We start from the raw sequence: 20,692 nt of genomic DNA on the forward strand, positions 1-20,692 counted from the left end.
CATCCGGCCCACCCCGTATGGGCCCATCCAGCCGGGCCGAACTAGGTGTCCAGCACCCCCACAGGTTAATGTGGACTCGACGAAACCCGCCGCCCTGACATGTGACGGGACATATCATCTGCAGTTGACGGCCCCGGACGGGCCTCAGATGGAGGAGAACCACAGTGAAGAACCGGAAGCCCGCCGCTCGTCGGCTGCTCGCCGTCACCGCCGGTTGCGCGGCCCTGGCCCTGTCCGCCTGCGGTGCAGGTCAGATCTCCCAGACGGCCAACCAGGTAGCCGCCGTCAACGGCACGAACGGCGAACTCGGCGACGCCGTCGTCCGGGACGTCACCCTGATCACCCAGGAAGACAACTCGGTCGCACTGAAGTTCAACGCCTCCAACCAGGGCGTCGAGGGCGAGGACATCACCCTGGAGCGGGTGTCCGTGCAGGACGCCTCGGTTGACCTCGGTGAGAGCGTCACCCTCTCCCCGGACTGCTCGGTTGTCGCCGATTCCGAGTCGGCGATCAAGGAGATGAACCCCTCCAACGCCGACGTGGGCTGCACGCAGTACCTGGAGACCACGGTGGACGGCGAGAACTTCTACAGCGGTGCCGCGCGGGTCGTGACCTTCGAGTTCAGCAACGGTGACATCGAGATCAACGCCCCGATCGTCGCCTGGTACGCCGAGGCCGGCCAGACCAACCGCCACCAGGACGGTGTCACCCGTGAAGGCACCGACACCATCGACGGCGACCACGAGGGCCCGGACATCGGCTGACTCCTCTTCTCCCCGTCTGACGCGCATATTCCTGCCTCCAGGAGATGCGCGTTTTTCATGTCCGCCCCCGCTACTAGTCTGTGAGCCATGGCCACGAAAACCACGAACCGCAAACCCCGCAGCACCTACAGCTGCTCCTCCTGTGGCCACCAGGTGTCGAAGTGGGTCGGCCGGTGCCCGTCCTGTCATGAGTGGGGGACGATGGACGCCGTCGGCGCCACGCCCGCGACCTCCTCCACCCCGGCGGGGTTGACCCCGACATCGCCGGCACAGCCGGTGACCGAGATCGACCCGACCACCGCCAACCACCGCACCAGCGGGATCCGCGAGCTGGACCGGGTGCTCGGTGGTGGCGTGGTCCCCGGCAGTGCCGTCCTGCTCGCCGGTGAACCCGGCGTGGGCAAGTCCACCCTGCTGCTCGAGGTCGCCAACCGGTGGGCCCGTCAGGACCGCAGCGTCCTCTACCTCACCGCGGAAGAGTCGGTGGGCCAGGTGCGCCACCGTGCGGAACGTACCGGGGCGCTGTCCAGGTCACTGTTCCTGGCCGCTGAGCACGATCTGGAGACGGCTCTCGGGCAGATCGACGCAGTGCAGCCCGAACTGGTGATCATCGATTCCCTGCAGACGCTCAACGCCTCCGGGGTGGAGGGCGTGGCAGGTGGTGTCGCCCAGACACGCGCGGTCGCCGCCACGCTGACCACCCTGGCCAAATCCACCGGGGTCCCTGTCCTCCTCGTCGGGCACGTGACCAAGGACGGCAACGTCGCCGGTCCGCGCACCGTCGAGCACCTGGTGGATGTCGTCCTCAATTTCGAGGGCGACCGGCACAGCTCCCTGCGTTTCCTGCGCGGGCAGAAGAACCGGTTCGGCGCGACCGACGAAGTCGGGTGTTTCGAACAGACGGCTGACGGGATCCGCGAGGTCGCCGACCCGTCCGGCCTGTTCCTGCACCACCGGGACGACCCCGTCGCCGGCACCGCCGTGACGGTCCTGATGGACGGGCGTCGCCCGATGCTCGGTGAGATCCAGACACTCGCCCTGGAGACCCAGATGCACACCCCTCGACGGGTCGTCACGGGGATCGACGCCAGCCGTGTCGCTGTTGTACTGGCGGTGCTGGCCAAGCGCGCCGGCGTCGACCTGATGGGGCACGAGGTCTACGCGGCGACTGTCGGGGGAATGAAGATCAACGAGCCCGGAGCGGATCTCGCGCTTGCACTGGCCCTCGCGTCAACGGCCTCCGGAAAGGCCCTGCCGACCGGCCTGGTCGCGGTCGGGGAGGTCGGCCTCGGCGGCGAGGTCCGACGCGTGCCGGACCTGCGGCAGCGCCTGGCTGAGGCCCGACGACTGGGTTTCACCACCGCCGTCGTCCCTGATTCCACCCGGGGTGCCGACCGGACCACACCGCCGGAGGGCCTGCGGATCATCGCCGTCAGTACCGTTCAGGAGGCCGTGGCGAAGATCGGCGTCACGCGAGGTTGAACGTCTGCGACTCCGAGGTGTTGTCACCGATGTGCCCGTAGACCATGTACGCACCGTTGCCGACCGGCTCGCGGTTGTCGCAGGAATCCGGAGACGAGGTGGTCCGTGACCACGCGGTCATCTCGAAGGTGCGGGACTGGTCCGGATCCAGGCGCAGCCGCCCGGTCGACGTCGGTGAATTGCAGTCGGTGTCGCCCCAGACACGGGAGTACCCGGAATCCATGGTGAACACCTCGAACCTCAGCTCGTCCTCGCTGAGGTCGATGTCGCACTCCCCGGACGTGGGATTGGTGACCTCGAGGAAGAAGTTCGGCTGCTGGCCGTCCCGGAACGTCGGCGCGCCCGGCCGTACAGACAGGCGGAGGTCGTCCAGCCCGCAGGTTTCCTTCGACGCGACGTCATCCGGGACCGCCTCGGTCTCCGACGGCTCCGCGGAACGTGACGGCGACGCCGACTCTGATGCTTCCGTGGACGTCTCACTCGACGCCGCGGATTCGGTCGATTCCTGTGTCGTCTCGGGCGAGGACTCCGAGACCGCAGAGGACTCCGACGTCCCGGCGACCTGGTCCTGGCCGTCGTCCCCACCGGTCAACGAGCTGATGACCCACCACAACAGCGCGACAACCACGACCAGAACCACCACCGCCGTGATACGACGGCGCTGGTAGATTTCCGGGGGCAACGGCCGGGGATCATTACGCTGACTCACACGCCCAGTGTAACCAGCACGGACAACGTCACAACGTCATGACACCCCGGAGGTTGGGTGTCAACCCCGTCTTCAGGGCACCGGGGTGGCCGGCACGCCGTCAATCTCGAGACCGTAGCTGGCGACAGGTTCGGCCAGGCCGTCCGACAGGCGGTACCGCATACCGACCACCCCGCACTGTCCGTCGCGGAGCCGCTCGAGGATCCCCGGGGAGCGGTCTACGATATGGTTCGCGATCTCCACCACATGGTGCTTCTCGAAGTCCTCCCCCGTGTCCGCGCCCTGCGACCGTGCCGCCAGCAACGACGGGGTGACCTTCTCCACGAGCACGCGCTGGAACCCCGGGGGCATGCTGCCCGTGGCCAACGCAGTCTGAGCTGCAGCGACAGCACCACAGCTCTCATGCCCGAGCACCACGACAAGCGGGACCCCCAGAGACACCACAGCAAACTCCAGTGACGCGAGCACAGACAGGTCGGTGATCTCACCGGCGGTACGGATGACGAAGATGTCGCCGAGGCCCTGGTCGAAGACGATCTCCACCGGGACCCGCGAATCCGAGCATGCCAGCACCACCGCATTGGGCCGCTGACCACCGGTGAGCAGCTCACGACGCCCACGGTCCTGATTCGGGTGGGCGGAATCCTCATCCATGAAGCGACGGTTGCCGGCCATCAGCAACTCGACGGCCTCCTGCGGTGAGAGGTGCCCTGCGGAGTCGTTGGTGCCACGGGCCGGTGCTGTTTCGTCTGATGTCATGCCGACTATTCTGCCACCGCCTTTTGCCGGGCGCCCGTCCGTGCGGCACAGTAGTTCCCAGTGGACACCGTGACGACGCAAGAAACACCAGCTGCACCTGACAAACCGACCTCACTGGGCACGGCGCTGAACCAGTGGTACGACAGGCATGCCCGCGACCTCCCGTGGCGGAGCCCTGACACCACCCCGTGGGCCGTCCTCCTCAGCGAGATCATGTCCCAGCAGACCCCGGTCGCCCGCGTGATCCCCCTGTGGACCGCCTGGTTGGAGCGGTGGCCGACACCGGCGGACCTGGCGGAGGCACCCACCGACGAGATACTCCGGGCCTGGGCGAATCTGGGGTACCCGCGGCGCGCGCTACGGCTGCGCGAGTGCGCCCGCGCGATCGTCACGGGTCATCACGGCCGGGTGCCCGACACCGTCCCGGAGCTTCTGGCGCTGCCGGGAATCGGCGACTACACCGCTCGCGCCGTCGCCGCCTTCGCCTTCGGACGCGCCGTCCCGGTCGTCGACACCAATGTCCGTCGCGTTCAACGACGCCTGGCCCGGGGGGAGTTCCTGCAGGGTGCGGCGAAAGCCGGAGACCTCGCCGACGTCGCCGACCTGATGCCCTGGGTCGACGACGATCCGGCCCTCACCAGGCGCGGCTACCGCAATCCACGGCACCGGCCGGAGGCTCGCCGGGAAGCCGTGGGCATGTGCGCGTCACTGATGGAACTCGGTGCCACAGTCTGTACCGCGAAGTCACCGCAGTGCGGTATCTGTCCGGTGTCCGACCGCTGCCGGTGGATCGCCCTGGGACGCCCGGCACCGAGTGCCGCCGACTCCGCGGCGGCGAAGAAGCGGGTCCAGAAGTTCGAGGGCACGGACCGTCAGGTGCGGGGCCGGATCATGGCGATCCTCCGGGCAGAGGGGACCACAGAGGTCACCGTCGAGGAGTTCACCGGGACCAGCGACGACGCCGAGCAGCGCACCCGGGCACTGGAGTCCCTGGTCGCTGACGGGCTCGTCACACAGACGGACGCCGGCCCCGGGGCCCGTTACCGACTACCTCGGTAAGGGCCGCCGGGACCGGCGTCCCGTGACGTCGTCCAGAGTGGACGGTCAGTCGCGGTGCTCTCCTGCGGAGACGTCCTGGGTCTCCGGGAGTTCACCCTCATCGGTCGCAGCGTCGATGACATCCTCCTGCGCGTCCTCGGCAGGCTCCGCCGCGATCTCCGGCAGCGGCTTCGGGCGGGAGCCGAAGACGAACTTCGCGCCTTCGCCCTTACCGGTGCCGTCCCAGTTCTCGACGTCGACGGTGACGATCTCACCTGCACCCAGCTCACCGAACAGGATCTTCTCAGACAGGTGGTCCTCGATCTCGCGCTGGATCGTCCTACGCAGCGGACGTGCGCCCAGCACGGGGTCGAAGCCGCGGACGGCCAGCAGGCTCTTCGCCTCCTCGGACAGTTCCAGACCCATGTCCTTCTCCGCCAGCGCCTTGCTCACCCGACCGGTCAGCAGGTCGACCATCTGGACGATCTGCTCCCGTGTGAGCTGGTGGAAGACCACGATGTCGTCGATACGGTTGAGGAACTCCGGGCGGAAGTGCTTCTTCAGCTCGTCGTTGACCTTCGTCTTCATGCGGTCGTACTGGGCGTCCTCATCGGTTTCACCCGAGCCCGAGAAGCCCATGCCCACGGCCTTGGAGATGTCCCTGGTGCCCAGGTTGGAGGTGAAGATCAGCACGGTGTTCTTGAAGTCCACCATCCTGCCCTGACCGTCGGTGAGTCGACCGTCCTCGAGGACCTGCAACAGGGTGTTGTAGATCTCCGAGTGCGCCTTCTCGATCTCGTCGAACAGGACGACGGAGAACGGCTTACGACGCACCTTCTCGGTCAGCTGGCCGCCCTCGTCGTAACCGACGTATCCGGGAGGAGCACCGAACAGACGCGACGCGGTGAACTTGTCGTGGAACTCACCCATGTCGATCTGGATCAGTGAGTCGTCGTCACCGAACAGGAACTCCGCCAGTGCCTTCGACAGCTCGGTCTTACCCACGCCGGACGGGCCGGCGAAGATGAACGAACCGCTCGGACGCTTGGGATCCTTCAGGCCCGCACGGGTGCGCCGGATGGCCCGGGAAACAGCCTTGACCGCGTCATCCTGGCCGATGATCCGCTTGTGCAGCTCATCCTCCATGTGCAGCAGTCGGGTGGACTCCTCCTCGGTGAGCCGGACGACCGGAATACCGGTCCAGGCACCGAGAACCTCGGCGATCTGCTCCTCACCGACCTCGGCGACATCGTCGAGTTCGCCGGCACGCCACTGCTTCTCCTTCTCCGCACGTTCCTCGGTGAGCTTGCGCTCGTCGTCACGCAGCGAAGCGGCCTTCTCGAAGTCCTGGTCGTCGATGGCGGCTTCCTTGGCGCGGCGGACCTCGGCGATCTTGTCGTCGACGTCCTGGATCGCCTTCGGTGCGGTCATCCGCTTGATGCGCATACGCGCACCCGCCTCGTCAATGAGATCGACGGCCTTGTCCGGCAGGAAACGGTCGTTGATGTACCGGTCCGACAGCCGTGCCGCAGCAGCCAGTGCGCCATCGGTGATGGAGACCCGGTGGTGGGCCTCGTAACGGTCGCGGAGCCCCTTGAGGATCTCGATCGTCATCTCGGCACTGGGCTCGGGCACCTGCACCGACTGGAAACGGCGCTCAAGGGCCGCGTCCTTCTCGATGTGCTTGCGGTACTCGTCCAGCGTCGTCGCACCGATGGTCTGCAGCTCACCACGGGCCAGCTTGGGCTTCAGGATGCTGGCGGCGTCGATCGCACCCTCGGCGGCACCTGCGCCGACGAGAGTGTGGATCTCGTCGATGAACAGGATGATGTCGCCGCGCTGGTTGATCTCCTTGAGCACCTTCTTCAGGCGCTCCTCGAAGTCACCGCGGTAACGGGACCCGGCGACCAGCGAACCCAGATCCAGTGAGTAGAGCTGCTTGTCCTTCAGCGTCTCCGGCACCTTGCCGTTGACGATGTCGAGGGCGAGTCCCTCGACGACGGCGGTCTTACCCACACCGGGCTCGCCGATGAGCACGGGGTTGTTCTTCGTACGACGCGAGAGCACCTGCATGATGCGCTCGACTTCCTTCTCGCGTCCGACGACCGGGTCCAGCTTGCCGTCCTTGGCCGCCTGGGTCAGGTTCTGACCGAACTGGTCCAGGACCAGCGAATTGGACTTCTGGCCCGGCTTACCGCCCGAGCTCGAATCCGAGGACTGGCCCACACCGGCCGTGGCCGGCTCGTCCGGGGCAGCCTCAGGCTCGGTGCCCTCGTAACCCGACAGCAGCTGGATGACCTGCTGGCGCACGCGCGACAGGTCGGCGCCGAGCTTGACCAGCACCTGCGCGGCAACGCCCTCGCCCTCGCGGATGAGTCCCAGCAGGATGTGCTCGGTGCCGATGTACTTGTGGCCGAGCTGCAGTGCCTCGCGGAGGGCCAGCTCCAGAACCTTCTTGGCCCGGGGCGTAAAGGGGATGTACCCGCTCGGCGGGTGTCCACCGGTGCCGATGATGTCCTCGACCTCGGTACGCACCGCCTCCAGGGAAATACCCATGGATTCAAGAGCCTTGGCGGCAACGCCCTCACCCTCGTGGATCAGCCCCAGCAGGATGTGCTCGGTGCCGATGTAGTTGTGGTTGAGCGCGCGGGCCTCTTCCTGTGCCAGGACGACGACCCGTCGCGCACGGTCGGTGAACCTCTCGAACATTTGCTCTCCCTCGCTTCAAGGTCCGGATGTGGGGACCACCTTAGTGATTCAGCGTCTCCACGTTGAGTCACTTTGTACAACGACAGCCACCCGCGGCTTGTTCCCCGGGACGCACCCCCACCAAACACCCGAAAAACCCCTGTTCAACGCATACTTTTCGTGCTTACGGAAGCGTTGTACGCCGTCAGCGAACAGGCGTTTTCACGGCTCCCGGGAGTACATGCAGCTATTCCGGCGAAACGAACCATTTTTATCTGTAACCTGTCTTACACGACCACGTCCCCTGAGCGGTCTGTCACTACAAAGCCGCAGCTTCAGTCCGAGAAAAAGGAGAACCATGAGCGGATCTGAACCCGCAGTCACGCTGAAACAACTTCCGCAACTCGCCGAAGGAGCAGTCCCCCTCGTCAAGTCCGGCGTCTTCGGCGCGATGAGCCCGGTCGCCATGGGCAAAGCCCTGAAGGCCATAGTCCAGTGGTCATTCACCCCCGCTGGCCTTCTGGCCATCGGTGCGGCACAGGACCCCTACCACACCGCCATTCTCGATGACGCCGGGTCAATCACCTACGGCGAGCTCCACGACCAGACGAACAAGTTGGCCGAGTCGCTCTACCGGACCGGCGTCCGCGAGCGTGACAAGATCGGCATGCTCAGCCGGAACCACCGTGGATTCATCATGACCCTGTGTGCACACGGCCGTCTCGGCACCGACATCGTCCTGTTCAACACAGGCGCATCGGCTGAACAGACCCGCGCCGTCATGAAGGAGCAGAAGATTGACCTGCTCTTCATCGACGAAGAGTTCATCCCGCTGCTGCCCAAAGGCTTCGACGAATGCCCCGTGATCATCAACTGGGAAGAGGATCAGGACACCGCCGCCGCCCCCCTCACCGAAGAGGAGAGGGAGGCCCGGACCGCGGACATCGAGTACGCCAGTAACGTCGCCGACGCCCAGAAGTCCGACGACCACGCCACCAGGAATCCGGACTGGCCGACGCTGACGGAGGTCCTGCGCACGGGCCCCGCAGAGTCGAAGATCCCGGCACGCCCCCGTCGCGGCCGCACGATCATCCTGACCTCCGGAACGACCGGCACTCCGAAAGGTGCCCGCCGCCCGGAGCCCAAGACCTATCTTCCGGCGTCGTCGATCATGTCCCGGATCCCGCTCAAGCATCACCGCGGCTACTACGTGCCTGCGCCGATGTTCCACCTCTGGGGCTTCTGCCAGATCCAGCTGGGCCTGGCGCTGCGCGCGACGTTCATCCTTCAGCGCAAGTTCTCCCCGCGCGCAGCAGTGAAGCTCATCGAAGCGAACCGCCCGGCGAATATCGCGATCGTCCCCACCCAGCTCCGCCGCCTTCTCGAAGCGGTCCCGGAGAACTTCAACCCCGGCGTGAAGTCGATCGTCGCCTGCGGTGAGGCGCTTCCGCCACGGGTCATCCGTGACACACACGAGAAGTTCGGGAAGATCCTCTACAACCTCTACGGTTCCACCGAGATCAGCTGGGCCTCGATCGCCCAGCCGCACGAGCTTGACGAGCACCCGACCACGGCAGGTAAGCCACCGATGGCCACGGTTCTGAAGATCGTCGACGATGACGGCAATGAGGTCCCGGAAGGCGTTGTCGGACGCGTCTTCGTGGGCAATGACCTCCTGTTCGAGGGCTACACCCGCCCCGGCGTGGACAAGGAGAACCTCGACGGCCTGGTCTCCACCGGTGACCTCGGCTACTACGAGGATGGACTGTTCTACCTCGCCGGACGCAGCGACGACATGATCGTCTCCGGCGGCGAGAACGTCTACCCGCAGGAGGCCGAGGACGTCATCTCCGACATGCCCGAGGTCTACGAGGTCGCCGTCCACGGTGTCGCAGACCCTGACTTCGGACAGGCTCTCGCCGCCTACGTCGTGGTCAACGACGAGAAGGACAAGGAAGGTTTCGAGGAGCGTGCGAAGGCAGCGGTGAAGGCGAAGCTCGCCCGTCACAACGTCCCCCGGTACTACGTGTTCATGGACGTGCTCCCGCGCAATGCCGTCGGCAAGATCATCCCGCGCGAACTCCCTGCGGTCGACAACGGGATGGATGACGACGACGCAGCATAGAACCGCGATGATGCGCTGAAATGCACGCGATCATCCGGAGCTACCGGAGCGGCCCGCAGACAGGATCTGCGGGCCGCTCTTCTCTGTGTCCGGACCGTAACCGTTCACACAGCTGACGGGCCTCTGAGCGGGTAATCTGCGAGGCACACAACCTTCAGCCCGCTTGACCGCCGGAGTACATGATGACCCCAGATCACCGGAATCCCCCACCACGCGTGTTGATCATCATCGCCGGCATCGCACTCACCATCCTCGCCATTCCTGGCGGGGCCGTGATCGCGCTGGCCATCATCTCCCTGGTGCTCAGGATCTAGGTGTCGTCCCCTCTTGGGTTGTGCACACGCCCCCGCTGGGTGTCAGCCCCGGACCCCTGTGCGGGCCCATTGCGGATTATCGCACTCCATAAGTTTCTAATCATCAGGAACATGCAGGTCGCAATTGCATTACCCAGTTATAGGGTGCGAAGAGTGACGTAGCCGCTGGGGGTGGCAGAGCACGGTACGCCCGACCATCAAACACATCGCCGAGCGGACGGTCGTCGTCTGACCGTACTGCCGCGGGATGTGTGCGGGATGGCCACCAATCCCGAGGGCGCTGGAGACGCGAAAAGCGGCCGCCGGTCAGTATGACCGGCGGCCACTCTCGGCTCTGTGAACTGCTACTTCAGCTGTGCGGAGGTCAGCTCCAGCTCACGGCGGGCGACGACCAGCTGCTGAATCTGCTGGGTGCCCTCGAAGATGTCCAGGATCTTCGAGTCGCGGGACCACTTCTCGAGCAGGGAGCGCTCCGAGTAGCCGTAGGTGCCGGCAAGCTCGACGGCGCGCAGGGTCAGGTCGGTGGCCATGCGACCGGCCTTCGCCTTGCACTCGGAGGCTTCCTTGTTGTTCGGCTGCTTATTGTCGGCCATCCAGGCGGCACGCAGCGTCAACAGGTACGCGGCCTCCCAGTCGGATTCGAGGCGGATGTACTCGGCCACGGCAGCGGGCTGGTTCCAGCTCGGAGCATCGTAGTCGATCTCCAGGCCGGCCTTCGTCAGGATCTTGCGCAGCTTCTCCAGGGAGGCGCGGGCGACACCGACGGCCATGCCCGCCACCAACGGGCGGGTGTTGTCGAAGGTGGCCATGACGCCACCGAAGCCCTTCTTCGTGTCGACCTCCGGGGAACCCAACAGGTTCTCCTTCGGGACACGCACGTTGTCCAGGATGAAGTGGGCGGTGTCGGAGGCACGGATACCGAGCTTGTGCTCCAACCGGACCAGTTCAAAGCCCGGGGTGTCGCGGGGGACGACGAAGGACTTGATGGCGGCACGGCCGGCGGACTTGTCGACAGAGGCCCAGACGACGACGTGGGTGCACCGGTCACCGGCGGTGACGAAGATCTTCTCGCCGTTGAGGACGTACTCGTCGCCGTCCAGCTTCGCCGTGGTGGCGACCGCTGCGGAGTCGGAACCGAACTGCGGCTCGGTGATGGCCATGGACGCCCACACCTTGCCGAAGCGCTCGAGCTGCTCATCGGTGGCCACAGCGGCGATGGCCGAGTTGCCGAGGCCCTGGTAGGGGATCGACAGGGTCAGTCCGACATCGCCCCAGCAGGTCTCGATGACGTTGAGCAGAGAGGACATGTTGCCGCCGTTGCGGACGGATCCGTCGTCCTTCTTCTTGTCACCTCGGCCGCCGGACGCCCCGGCGAGGTTGCCGCCGCCGTCGCTCATGCCTTCGACCAGCGAGGCCATGGTGTCGAGCTCGATGGGACGCTCGTGCTCAGCGAGGTCGTACTTACGTGCGATGGGTCGGAAGATCTCCGCGGCGGCCTGGTGGGCCTGGTTGATGGTCCCGCGCAGCTTCTTCGGGAGTTCCAGGTTGATCATTACAGTGCTCCTTCGATGTTGTTACTGACGGGGACTTACAGGACCACGACGCCTTCGGCGACACCAACGGCACGCAGGTCGCGGTACCACTTCTCCACCGGGTGCTCCTTGGTGTAGCCGTGGCCGCCGAGTAGCTGAACGCCGTCGAGGCCGATCTGCATACCACGGTCTGCGGCGAAGCGACGGGCGAGACCCGCCTCACGGTTGAAGGACAGCCCCTGGTCGATCCGGGAGACACCGCGGAGCAGGATCATGCGCAGCCCGTCGAGCTCGATACGGATGTTGGCGACCATGAAGGCGACGGACTGGCGGTGCGCGATCGGCTCACCGAAGGCCTGCCGCTCCTTGACGTAGGGCTTGACGTACTCGAGGACCGCCTCGGAAGTGCCGGCAGCGAGTGCGGCCCAGCCCAGACGGGCACGGCGGATGATCTCGGCGTAGTTCTCGGTGCGGGTCTCGTCGTCGAGCTCTGCACCACCGAGCAGGTTGGACGCCGGAACCTTGACGTCCTTGAGCAGGACGCGGCCCAGGCCTGCGGCACGGACACCCATGGACGGGTCGGCCTCGACCACGACGCCCTCGGTGGAGGACTCGACGATGGCGAAGGTGTTGACGCCGTCCAGGTCCACGGCGACAACGAACAGCTCGGCGGAGCCGGCGCTGGGGACCATGGTCTTCACACCGTTGATGACGACGTTGTCGCCCTCGCGCTTGGCGGTGGTCTGCAGGACGAAGGGATCGAACAGGGCACGGGACTCGTTGACGATCACGGCGGCCTGGGGAACCGACTCGCCGGCGAACTCCGGCAGGTAGGTCTTCTGCTGTGCATCATCGCCGTAGTTGGTGATGGTGGTCGCGACACCGGCGGGCGCCAGGATCGCGATAGCCTGGCCCATGTCGCCGAATGCCAGCGCCTCGGCAACGAGAGCGGAGGTCGTGGAGGCGGACTCGGAGGCCAGGCCCTCATACTCCTCCGGCAGGCTGACCAGGGAGATTCCCAGTTCAGCTGCGGTGTCCAGGATCTCCTGGGGGGTTTCGGCGGCCTCATCGGCGTCGTGCGCGCCGGGGCGGAGCTGCTCCTCGGCGAATTCACGCACGGCGGAGGTCAGCATCTCCTGGTCTTCGGAGGGGGTCAGGTCGAAGAGTGCCTTCGCGGGCTTCTTCGGCTCGGTGGTGCCGTCGCCCTCGCTACCCTGGTTCTCCAGCCGCACCGGCTTGCCGGAACCCTTGGACTTCTTGAACTGGCGGTTGATCGCACCAAGGGTGCGCATTCCGCCCTTGGTGGACTCATAGGCCACCCGGTCCACCTTCTCGCTCAGGCCGTACTTGGTGGCCAGGTCGGAGCCGGTGAAGCGGGTCAGGACGCGCATCGCGGTACCGATGGCGTCACGCTTGATCGTGTTGAGGCCCGGTGTGGAATCGTTCCGCTTGCTTCGGTCACTCATGGTGAGGCAGCTACCTTTCGCTGTACTCGAGTCTCGCCCCGGCGGTCACCGGGGGACGGACAGTCTTAGACAGTCATGGAGTTGGGTCGGACAGATAATGATTACATCATAACCACGAACCATGATCCGCGTCACAAATGCACGTATTCGACGTCTGTCACACAGTCATACCGCGAAACATTTAGATCGGGGCAGGTGAAGTATCCTGCCCCGCACCCCCGCCAGTCACCCCCGTAGCGCCCCCTACAGATGCAGTCGCGGGCTCAGCTGTCCCTTTCCGGCTTCACCATCGGGAACAGCACCGTCTCGCGGATGCCCAGTCCTGTCAGTGCCATCAGCAGACGGTCGATGCCCATACCGTTTCCGGAGGTCGGCGGCATGCCCTGCTCCATCGCCGCCAGGAAGTCCTCGTCCAGCACCATGGCCTCGTCGTCACCGCCGGCGGCGAGACGCGCCTGATCCTCGAAGCGTTCACGCTGGATCACCGGGTCCACCAACTCGGAGTAACCCGTGGCCAGCTCGAATCCCCGCACGTAGAGGTCCCACTTCTCCGTCACCCCGCGCTTGCTGCGGTGCTGGCGGGTCAACGGGGACGTCTCGACCGGGAAGTCACGGACGAAGACCGGGCCGTAGAGCTGGTCCTCGCACAGGATCTCCCAGATCTCCTCGACGAGCTTGCCGTGTCCCCACCCACCCTTCGGCGGGACCGGCAGACCGATCACCGCGGCCAGGGCCTTGAGCTCCTCGACAGAGGTGTCCACGGTGACCTCGTCCACGACGTCCTGGTCGGGGAACTTACGGTTGAGTGCCTCGTTCAGGGAGGGGTACATCTCCATGGTCTTCCACTCGCCGCCGAAGTCGTACTCGGTACCGTCCACGAGCGTCACGGTGGTGGAGCCGAAGACCTCCTCGGCGATCTCCTGGACGACCTCACGGATCAGCGTCGCGCCGGTGTCATAGGTCCCGTAGGCCTGGTAGGTCTCGAGCATCGCGAACTCCGGCGAGTGGGACGAGTCCACTCCCTCGTTGCGGAAGTTACGGTTGACCTCGAAGACCTTGTCGATGCCACCCACGACACAGCGCTTGAGGTAGAGCTCCGGCGCGATCCGCAGGTAGAGATCGATGTCCAGCGCATTGGAGTGGGTCTCGAACGGACGCGCGGCGGCACCACCGTGGAGAGTCTGCAGCATCGGGGTCTCGACCTCGAGGAAGTCACGGCTCTCCAGCGCATGACGCAGGGCGCGCATGACCTTGATACGTGTCACCGCGTTGGTCCTGGCCTGTTCACGCATGATCAGGTCCGTGTACCGGTGGCGGATGCGGGTGTCTTCGCTGAGTTCCTTGTGTGCCACCGGCAGCGGGCGCAGCGACTTCGAGGCCATCGACCAGGAGTCCGCCATGACGGAGAGTTCGCCGCGCTTCGAGGCGACCACACGGCCGTGGATGAAGACGATGTCGCCGAGGTCGACGTCGGACTTCCAGGAAGCCAGGGCGTCCTCCCCCACCTCGGCGAGCGACAGCATCGCCTGCAACTGGGTACCGTCCCCGTCCTGGATCCTGGCGAACGCCAGCTTGCCGGTGTTGCGCACGAAGATCACCCGTCCGGCGATTCCCACCTCTTCCGACGTCTCGTCGCCGGCCGCCAGGTAGGTCACCCCTGCGGCCCGTTCGACCGCCGCGGCCTCGTCCTCGTCCTTCGGCAGAACAGCGTAGGACGCGACGATGTCCTTGAGCGCATGCGTGCGGGCGACCTCCACCGGGTACGGGTCACGGCCGTCGGCGATGAGGCGGTCACGCTTGCCACGCCGGACCTTCACCTGCTCGGGGAGGTCACCACCGTCAATCTCCGGAGAGACCTTCGATGCGTTCTGGGGGGAGTTCTTCGCGTCAGTCACGGTGCTCCAGCCTACTGCATGGCGTCACGTGGACCTGCCCTGAGGCCGACCGGCGAACGACGGGGGTGACAGCATCACACCGCTACTGACAGAAGCCTGAGAGACACTCCCTTTCCTGCGGTTTCCGACGCCGGACCCGGAGGTGACCGTCAAGCGTTGCCGACACCGGACCGGGCGAACTTCGCTTGAGCATATGTCACTCACTCCCCGTACGACGACGGTGCTCCTCCTCGCGTCGATTCTGCCGCTGATCGACTCAAGTCTGGTCAACGTCCTCCTGCCGTCAATCAGTTCCGATCTGGGTATCAGCGAAGACTCCCTCCAGCTCGGTGTCTCCGGCTACATGCTTGCCGCCACGGTGGGCATCATTCTGTCAACGACCTGCCTGCGCCGCTTCGGTTCGCGACAGGTCTGGGCGGCATCGGTGGTTGTCTTCGCCATCGCGTCGGCGCTGGTGGGCCTGAGCGGAAACCTGGTCGTGTTCATCGGTTCCCGGGTCCTGCAGGGGGCAGCGTGCGGGTTCATCATGCCCGCCGTACAACAGCTTGCCGCCGGGATCGTCGGTCGCGCCGGAATGCGTGACGCGCTGGCCACCATCGGCCTTCCCGCCGTCATCGCACCGGCTTTCGGTCCGCTACTGGGCGGCGTGCTAGTGGATGCCGTCGGCTGGCGGATACTCTTCCTCGTCAACGTTCCCGTAGCCGTCGTCGCACTGATCATGGCCCCCGGCGCGCTCCCCCGCACAGGAGGACACGGGAACCCGCTGGGACTTGGCCAGGCACTCCCCGCAGTCGCGGGGGTGGTCACACTCCTGTGGGCGGTCAGCGAGGTCGGGAAACTCCCGCTGGGGTGGGGCGTGCTGTCGGTCGGCATCGCCGTCATACTGCTGCTCCTCTTCTGCATCCTCGACCTACGGTCGGCCACTCCACTGTTGGACGTGTCCTTGTACCGCAGCCCTGCATTTGCCACGGTGATGGGCCTCTGTCTGGTCGTGGGTGCCGTGTTCTACGGCACGCTGCTGTCCACGTCACTGCATCTGCAGACCGAACTCGGCAAGCCGGCATGGATTGCCGGCGTTCTGCTCGGTGTTCAGGGTCTGGGTGCCTGGATGGTGCGCACTCTGATCAAAGGACCCTGGCACTCGACCAACGCTTTCGCCGTCATCGGACTGGGACTGGTGGTCGCGGCCGTGGGCACAGTGTTGATGCAGGCGGTCAGCAGCTGGACGGTGATATCCGCCGCCGCCATCGCTGTCGGCGCGCTCGTCCGGGGCCTGGGCCTGGGCGCGTGCACGTTAGTCGCCCTGTCCGCGGCCTATGAGGTCGTCTCGGACGAACAGGCTCCTGCTGTCGGGGCTCACAGCCGCCTCATGCTGCAGGTCGGTGGAGCATTCGGTACTGCGGTTGTCGGGGTGTGGGCGGCCTCCGCATTCTCACTCGGGGTCACTGTCGCAGTGGTCGCGTTCGGTGGCGCCGCGGGGGCCGGCGTACTTCTCCTGCAACAGCGACGTACGCCCGAGTAAGCACGTACGCTCGGTTTTCATGGACGAGGTCTCTGTTTTCGGACGCCGACTACGGCACGCCCGTCTTGAACGGGGGATGTCTCAGACGGCCCTGGCCTCCGGAATATGCTCCGCCAGCGCGGTGTCACGGTGGGAGGGCGGGCAGAGCGTGCCGCCCGACGGGGTGATCTCCCGACTGGCGGAACGCCTCGGGCTCAGTGCGTCACTGCTGACCGCCCAACAGTTCGATTCACGGCTCCTGGCTTCCTGGGACGGCTTCGGCGAACTGATCACGGTCAGCTTCAGCACAGGTACCCGAGACGGACTCCCTGTCTCGTCTCCGATGGCCTCCTGGATATCGCGTGCCCGCTACGTTCTCACCCACTCCGATCCGTGGGCCGACGGCGATCCTCGTCCGGTGGTGGACGATCTTGCAGTGGACCCGCTGACCACCTCGACGCCAGTGGCGTTGGAGACCGTCGAACTGCTGGACGCGGTGGTCACGGTACGCGACAACATGACCGCCGACAGCGTGGACGCCCTGGTGGACGCCCTCGTCTCGGCCGTCGATGCCCCCGGGCCAGTCCGTCAGGCAGCACTGGAGACGGCCGTCGCTGTACTGGTCACCGTCGGCATGCCTGCGGCCGCGCGCAGCGTGGTTGCCCGGGTGGCCCCGCCGGAGATCACCCTGACCTGCCGGACGCTCCTGGCCTGGGAAGGAGACCCCGGCGGGGGCCTCCCTCCGGTCCAGGCCGTCCACAGCGCGAGGGACGTGGCGTTGGATGTGGCGTCCCGCCACCGGAACTCCCCCGACGTCATCCGCTCGATTGCGGAGACATGTCAGGGGGACGGTTTGGTGACCGCGTGGATCTGCCAGATCTTGACATCAAACTGATATCACTTTAACGTTAAGTGATATCAGTTTCCGGAGATTCCGGACGCAGAGAGGACACCATGACACCCGAGACCCCCACCGCGGCCCCCGACGGCGTCGCGGGAACCCCCGTCGGACACGACGGCACCAACGTCAGCATCAGCGAGCACCGTGCATGGTCCGGTTCCACCGGACTGGCCGTCTTCGCCCTCCTCGGCGGTATCGTTCTCTTCCTCGCCCCCATCGCCCTGATCGTCTGGGCCGGGGTGGGTATGAGTTCCGGGAGCGTCGGCGAGGCACTCGGCGGTACGCTCATCGGCGTCGGCGTGGTCCTCATCCTCCTGTCCGTGGTCATCCTGACGATGCTGCGTGTCATCAACCCCGGCCACACCCAGGTCGTCCAGTTCTTCGGCCGGTACCTCGGCACCAACCGGACGACCGGCCTCACCCTCGTTCCCCCGTTGGCGACGTCGAAGAAGGTCAGCGTCCGGGTCCGGAACTTCGAGACCAACGAGATCAAGGTCAACGACCTCAACGGCAACCCGGTGAAGATCGGCGCGATCGTCGTCTGGCAGGTCTCCGACACCGCGAAGGCCACCTTCTCCGTCGAGGACGTCGAGGAGTTCATCCACTCCCAGTCCGAGTCCGCACTACGCCACGTGGCGACCACCCACCCCTATGACTCCGTGCCGGGACGCATCAACGCCGACGGCACGTCCGGGGACGCCGCCACCAGTCTCGCCGGTTCCACCGACGTGGTGTCGCAGGAGTTGGCCGACGAGGTCGCCGCCCGCGTCGCCGTCGCCGGGCTCGAGATCGTCGAGGCCCGCATCTCGGCGCTCTCCTACGCCCCCGAGATCGCCGGCGCGATGCTGCAGCGCCAGCAGGCTCAGGCTGTCGTCGACGCCCGCGAGCAGATCGTCGACGGTGCCGTCTCAATGGTCCAGACAGCTCTCGACCAGCTGGAGGAACGCGATATCGTCGACCTGGACCCGGAACGTCGCGCGTCCATGGTCTCGAACCTGCTCGTCGTCCTGTGTTCCGACTCGTCGACCCAACCGGTGATCAACACCGGTGGTCTCCATGGCGCGTAAGAACGTCCCACTTCGCATCGACCCGGCGGTCTACGACGCGATCGCCCGCTGGGCCCACGATGACCTGCGCAGTGTGAACGCCCAGATCGAGGTGATGCTGCGCGATCAGCTGCGCCGGGCCGGGCGGTTACCGAAATCGACCGGCGAACTGCCCAGACGTGGACGCCCACCGCGTCGGTCCGGCCCTGACCCGGACAAGCCCGCCTAGAGGTCTTCGAGGTCCCCGGAGGAGAGGTACCGGAGCCGGGCGGACAACACCTGGATCTCGGGCCGCGCAGCGACGAGACGTTCCACTGCCTCCAGGATCTCGACGACATGCTCCCGGTCCCCGCTGACCACCGACGCACCGATGGCCGTCCGCCGGTGGAGGTCACGGTGATCGACCTCCGCCACGGAAATGCCGAACTTCCGGTGCACTTCCGCGATCACCGGCCGGACCACGGAGCGTTTCTGTTTGAGCGAGCGTACGTCGCCGAGGAGAACATCAAGTTCAAGAGTTCCGATCCACATATGGCCAGTAACAGTAGCGTATGGAGGACGGAAGAGACAGTGCCGACGTCCGACGGACCAGGACGATATGCGGTACAGTCCAGCAGTCCAGCCACAGGCGACGACGAGACAGTCACGAGATAACGACTCCAAGAGGACAGGCACCCGTGAAAGAACAACTCAAGATATCGATGGCATTCCTCGGACTGCTCGTAGGCGCCGGTTTCGCCACCGGACTCGAGGTCATCCAGTACTTCGCGTCCTTCGGCATCAACGGACTGTGGGGTGCGGTTCTCGCCGGCGTGGTCATGGCCGTGGCCGGTGCAGTGATTCTGCAGCTCGGCAGCTACTTCCTGGCCGACGAACACAAGGCCGTCTTCCGCAGCATCACCCACCCTGCGGTGTCGTGGGGGCTGGACATCGTGGTCACGCTGACATTGTTCTGTATCGGTTTCGTGATGCTCGCCGGTGCCGGGTCAAACCTGGAGCAGCAGTTCGGCCTGCCGGCATGGATCGGCGCACTGATCATGACCGTCCTGGTCATGGTCACCGGTCTGCTCGATGTCGACAAGGTCAGCGACATCATCGGCGGGCTGACGCCGCTGCTGATTCTCGCCGTCCTCATCGGCTTCGTCTACACGCTGTTCAACCTGCCGGACGATTTCAGCGCCGTCAGCGAACTTGCGACCCAGGAAGAGTCCCCCGTCAGCCCGTGGTGGCTGTCGGCGGTGAACTACAACGGGCTCGCGCTCCTCCTGGGTGTCTCGATGTCGCTGGTGATCGGCGGGAACCACGCCAATATGCGGGACGCCGGACGTGGCGGCCTGCTCGGCGGCGTCATCTACACCATCCTGCTCATCCTGGCCGTGTTCACGCTCCTGGCAAACATTGAGACCGTCGCCGGCGACGACGTGCCGATGCTGACCCTGTTCAACTCCATGCACCCGGCCATGGGCTACGTGATGGTGTTCATCATCTTCGCAATGATCTTCAACACCGCCATCGGCATGTTCTACGCGTTGGGTAGGCGGGTCACGTCCTCCCGTCCGTCCTGGTACACCCCGGTGTTCCTCGCATTGTGCGCCGCAGGCTACGCCGTGAGCTTCATCGGCTTCGACACCCTGATGACCTACGTCTACCCGGTGCTCGGCTACCTCGGCATGGCGATGGTGGTATTCCTGGTCGGCTGGTGGATCTACGCCCGCAGGCGTCTCACCGAGGAGAGCGGACACCGCGACACCATCCGCGACCTCACCGAACAGCGTGAGGACGACGACGCCGACTTCAGCAGCGACGACGAGTCCGAACTGTCGGATGAACTCAAGGAGTCCGACGCCGACTCCGACGCGCTGGCCGAGCAGGTCACCAGCGAAGTCACCGGTGAGGACGGCGACGACGGCGACGGCGACGGCGACGAGGACCGTCGAGACGGCGCCTGAGTCGCCTGTAGGGGCGCCGCAGTCAGATCACGGCGCTCACCGGGATGCAGTCCTGCCTCCTCCCCCAGGCCGGGTACAGGAGCCGTCGCTGCGAAGCGACGGAGTCGAACTGTCCCCGTACACACACCAGGGCGGAGTACTCAGGGACGAAGAGCACCTCTCCCAGGATGGAGTCGCGGGAGAATGCGGCCACGTCGTCGAGGCTGTGGTTCCAGCCGAGCCATGTCTCTCCGCCGATGTCAGCCTCAAACCATCCCCCACCGAGATCGGTCAGTTCCGCCGCGGTGAAGCGTTCGAGTTCTCCTGACGCCGGGTGGAGTACCTCGGCGACTTTCCGTGCCTGGATGTGGTGGACCTGATGTCCCGGATGGAACAGTCGGCATTGTGGATGGCGCATGATGCTCCTACGAGTTCGCGTTTCCCCGCTCACTGTCTGTGGCAGGGCCGATCGTCCTCCGGGGGCACCGGTGTACGCGACACGGTTGCCAGTCACCCACGCCAGCCGGGGTCCGGGTGGCCGCCG

The 20,692-nt window shown here is 65.7% G+C and carries 18 protein-coding genes; 10 read left to right on the top strand and 8 right to left on the bottom strand.

Going from position 1 to position 20,692, the window contains the following annotated elements; translation table 11 throughout:
• Positions 1-164 precede the first annotated feature (164 nt).
• Positions 165-764 (top strand): hypothetical protein, encoded by a 600-nt coding sequence (locus FS507_RS10105; protein WP_145942660.1) that lies wholly within the window; start codon positions 165-167, stop codon positions 762-764.
• Positions 765-851: 87 nt separating this feature from the next.
• Positions 852-2,246 carry a DNA repair protein RadA gene (radA, locus tag FS507_RS10110; RefSeq protein WP_145942661.1) on the top strand — a complete coding sequence of 465 codons (1,395 nt, stop codon included), beginning with the start codon at positions 852-854 and terminating at the stop codon, positions 2,244-2,246.
• Here the strand turns inward: radA and FS507_RS10115 are convergent.
• Entirely contained in the window at positions 2,233-2,955 is a 723-nt protein-coding gene (locus FS507_RS10115; RefSeq protein WP_145942662.1) for a hypothetical protein, read from the bottom strand. The two genes, radA and FS507_RS10115, sit on opposite strands and share 14 nt — an antisense overlap.
• Before the next feature lie 72 nt (positions 2,956-3,027).
• Positions 3,028-3,714, bottom strand: coding sequence for a carbonic anhydrase (locus tag FS507_RS10120; RefSeq protein ID WP_260853296.1), 687 nt, complete (start codon positions 3,712-3,714; stop codon positions 3,028-3,030).
• A gap of 69 nt (positions 3,715-3,783) precedes the next feature.
• Between FS507_RS10120 and FS507_RS10125 the strand changes: the two genes are divergently transcribed.
• Positions 3,784-4,773, top strand: a complete 990-nt coding sequence (locus FS507_RS10125; protein WP_145942663.1) for an A/G-specific adenine glycosylase — start codon at positions 3,784-3,786, stop codon at positions 4,771-4,773.
• Positions 4,774-4,818: 45 nt separating this feature from the next.
• Here the strand turns inward: FS507_RS10125 and FS507_RS10130 are convergent, their stop codons facing one another.
• The gene (locus tag FS507_RS10130) at positions 4,819-7,461 is read right to left on the bottom strand and encodes an ATP-dependent Clp protease ATP-binding subunit (RefSeq protein ID WP_145942664.1); all 2,643 of its coding nucleotides are present in this window, start codon (positions 7,459-7,461) and stop codon (positions 4,819-4,821) included.
• Positions 7,462-7,798: 337 nt separating this feature from the next.
• Between FS507_RS10130 and FS507_RS10135 the strand changes: the two genes are divergently transcribed.
• Positions 7,799-9,565: an AMP-binding protein gene (locus FS507_RS10135; protein WP_145942665.1), complete on the top strand. Its 1,767-nt coding sequence runs from the start codon at positions 7,799-7,801 to the stop codon at positions 9,563-9,565.
• Positions 9,566-9,744: 179 nt separating this feature from the next.
• Positions 9,745-9,879, top strand: a complete 135-nt coding sequence (locus FS507_RS18495) for a hypothetical protein (protein WP_260853297.1) — start codon at positions 9,745-9,747, stop codon at positions 9,877-9,879.
• A 344-nt stretch (positions 9,880-10,223) separates the two neighbouring features.
• Here the strand turns inward: FS507_RS18495 and FS507_RS10140 are convergent, their stop codons facing one another.
• From FS507_RS10140 to lysS, 3 genes are all read right to left on the bottom strand, one after another.
• Positions 10,224-11,432 (bottom strand): acyl-CoA dehydrogenase family protein, encoded by a 1,209-nt coding sequence (locus FS507_RS10140; RefSeq protein ID WP_145942666.1) that lies wholly within the window; start codon positions 11,430-11,432, stop codon positions 10,224-10,226.
• Between the two features lie 35 nt (positions 11,433-11,467).
• Positions 11,468-12,877, bottom strand: a complete 1,410-nt coding sequence (locus FS507_RS10145; protein WP_145942667.1) for an acyl-CoA dehydrogenase family protein — start codon at positions 12,875-12,877, stop codon at positions 11,468-11,470.
• Positions 12,878-13,140: 263 nt separating this feature from the next.
• Positions 13,141-14,772: a lysine--tRNA ligase gene (gene lysS, locus FS507_RS10150; RefSeq protein WP_186314638.1), complete on the bottom strand. Its 1,632-nt coding sequence runs from the start codon at positions 14,770-14,772 to the stop codon at positions 13,141-13,143.
• Positions 14,773-14,965: 193 nt separating this feature from the next.
• Between lysS and FS507_RS10155 the strand changes: the two genes are divergently transcribed.
• From FS507_RS10155 to FS507_RS10170, 4 genes are read left to right on the top strand one after another with little or no spacing between them, the layout of a single operon-like run.
• Positions 14,966-16,294 (top strand): MFS transporter, encoded by a 1,329-nt coding sequence (locus FS507_RS10155; RefSeq protein WP_145942668.1) that lies wholly within the window; start codon positions 14,966-14,968, stop codon positions 16,292-16,294.
• A gap of 19 nt (positions 16,295-16,313) precedes the next feature.
• Positions 16,314-17,168 carry a helix-turn-helix domain-containing protein gene (locus FS507_RS10160; protein ID WP_145942669.1) on the top strand — a complete coding sequence of 285 codons (855 nt, stop codon included), beginning with the start codon at positions 16,314-16,316 and terminating at the stop codon, positions 17,166-17,168.
• Positions 17,169-17,227: 59 nt separating this feature from the next.
• Positions 17,228-18,241, top strand: coding sequence for an SPFH domain-containing protein (locus tag FS507_RS10165; RefSeq protein ID WP_145942670.1), 1,014 nt, complete (start codon positions 17,228-17,230; stop codon positions 18,239-18,241).
• Positions 18,231-18,449, top strand: coding sequence for a hypothetical protein (locus FS507_RS10170; RefSeq protein WP_145942671.1), 219 nt, complete (start codon positions 18,231-18,233; stop codon positions 18,447-18,449). Before FS507_RS10165 ends, FS507_RS10170 begins: the two co-directional genes overlap by 11 nt.
• On the opposite strand, the gene FS507_RS10175 is transcribed toward FS507_RS10170, so the two are convergent.
• Positions 18,446-18,751 (bottom strand): DUF503 domain-containing protein, encoded by a 306-nt coding sequence (locus tag FS507_RS10175; protein WP_145942672.1) that lies wholly within the window; start codon positions 18,749-18,751, stop codon positions 18,446-18,448. The two genes, FS507_RS10170 and FS507_RS10175, sit on opposite strands and share 4 nt — an antisense overlap.
• 146 nt (positions 18,752-18,897) lie before the next feature.
• On the opposite strand from FS507_RS10175, the gene FS507_RS10180 reads away from it, so the two are divergent.
• The gene (locus FS507_RS10180) at positions 18,898-20,169 is read left to right on the top strand and encodes a YkvI family membrane protein (RefSeq protein ID WP_260853299.1); all 1,272 of its coding nucleotides are present in this window, start codon (positions 18,898-18,900) and stop codon (positions 20,167-20,169) included.
• Positions 20,170-20,191: 22 nt separating this feature from the next.
• Here FS507_RS10180 and FS507_RS10185 read toward each other — a convergent pair whose 3' ends face one another.
• The gene (locus tag FS507_RS10185) at positions 20,192-20,566 is read right to left on the bottom strand and encodes a hypothetical protein (RefSeq protein WP_145942673.1); all 375 of its coding nucleotides are present in this window, start codon (positions 20,564-20,566) and stop codon (positions 20,192-20,194) included.
• Between the last annotated feature and the right edge of the window lie 126 nt (positions 20,567-20,692).

Source organism: Corynebacterium glyciniphilum AJ 3170 (genome assembly GCF_007673095.1).
In the GTDB taxonomy this organism is placed as follows: Bacteria; Actinomycetota; Actinomycetes; order Mycobacteriales; family Mycobacteriaceae; genus Corynebacterium.

Excerpts from the sequence above, each read along its gene's own strand:
- radA (WP_145942661.1), top strand. The coding sequence starts at position 852 with ATGGCCACGAAAACCACGAACCGCAAACCCCGCAGCACCTACAGCTGC.
- FS507_RS10120 (WP_260853296.1), bottom strand. The coding sequence starts at position 3,714 with ATGACATCAGACGAAACAGCACCGGCCCGTGGCACCAACGACTCCGCA.
- FS507_RS10130 (WP_145942664.1), bottom strand. The coding sequence starts at position 7,461 with ATGTTCGAGAGGTTCACCGACCGTGCGCGACGGGTCGTCGTCCTGGCA.
- FS507_RS10135 (WP_145942665.1), top strand. The coding sequence starts at position 7,799 with ATGAGCGGATCTGAACCCGCAGTCACGCTGAAACAACTTCCGCAACTC.
- FS507_RS18495 (WP_260853297.1), top strand. The coding sequence starts at position 9,745 with ATGATGACCCCAGATCACCGGAATCCCCCACCACGCGTGTTGATCATC.
- FS507_RS10140 (WP_145942666.1), bottom strand. The coding sequence starts at position 11,432 with ATGATCAACCTGGAACTCCCGAAGAAGCTGCGCGGGACCATCAACCAG.
- FS507_RS10145 (WP_145942667.1), bottom strand. The coding sequence starts at position 12,877 with ATGAGTGACCGAAGCAAGCGGAACGATTCCACACCGGGCCTCAACACG.
- FS507_RS10155 (WP_145942668.1), top strand. The coding sequence starts at position 14,966 with ATGTCACTCACTCCCCGTACGACGACGGTGCTCCTCCTCGCGTCGATT.
- FS507_RS10160 (WP_145942669.1), top strand. The coding sequence starts at position 16,314 with ATGGACGAGGTCTCTGTTTTCGGACGCCGACTACGGCACGCCCGTCTT.
- FS507_RS10165 (WP_145942670.1), top strand. The coding sequence starts at position 17,228 with ATGACACCCGAGACCCCCACCGCGGCCCCCGACGGCGTCGCGGGAACC.
- FS507_RS10170 (WP_145942671.1), top strand. The coding sequence starts at position 18,231 with ATGGCGCGTAAGAACGTCCCACTTCGCATCGACCCGGCGGTCTACGAC.
- FS507_RS10175 (WP_145942672.1), bottom strand. The coding sequence starts at position 18,751 with ATGTGGATCGGAACTCTTGAACTTGATGTTCTCCTCGGCGACGTACGC.
- FS507_RS10185 (WP_145942673.1), bottom strand. The coding sequence starts at position 20,566 with ATGCGCCATCCACAATGCCGACTGTTCCATCCGGGACATCAGGTCCAC.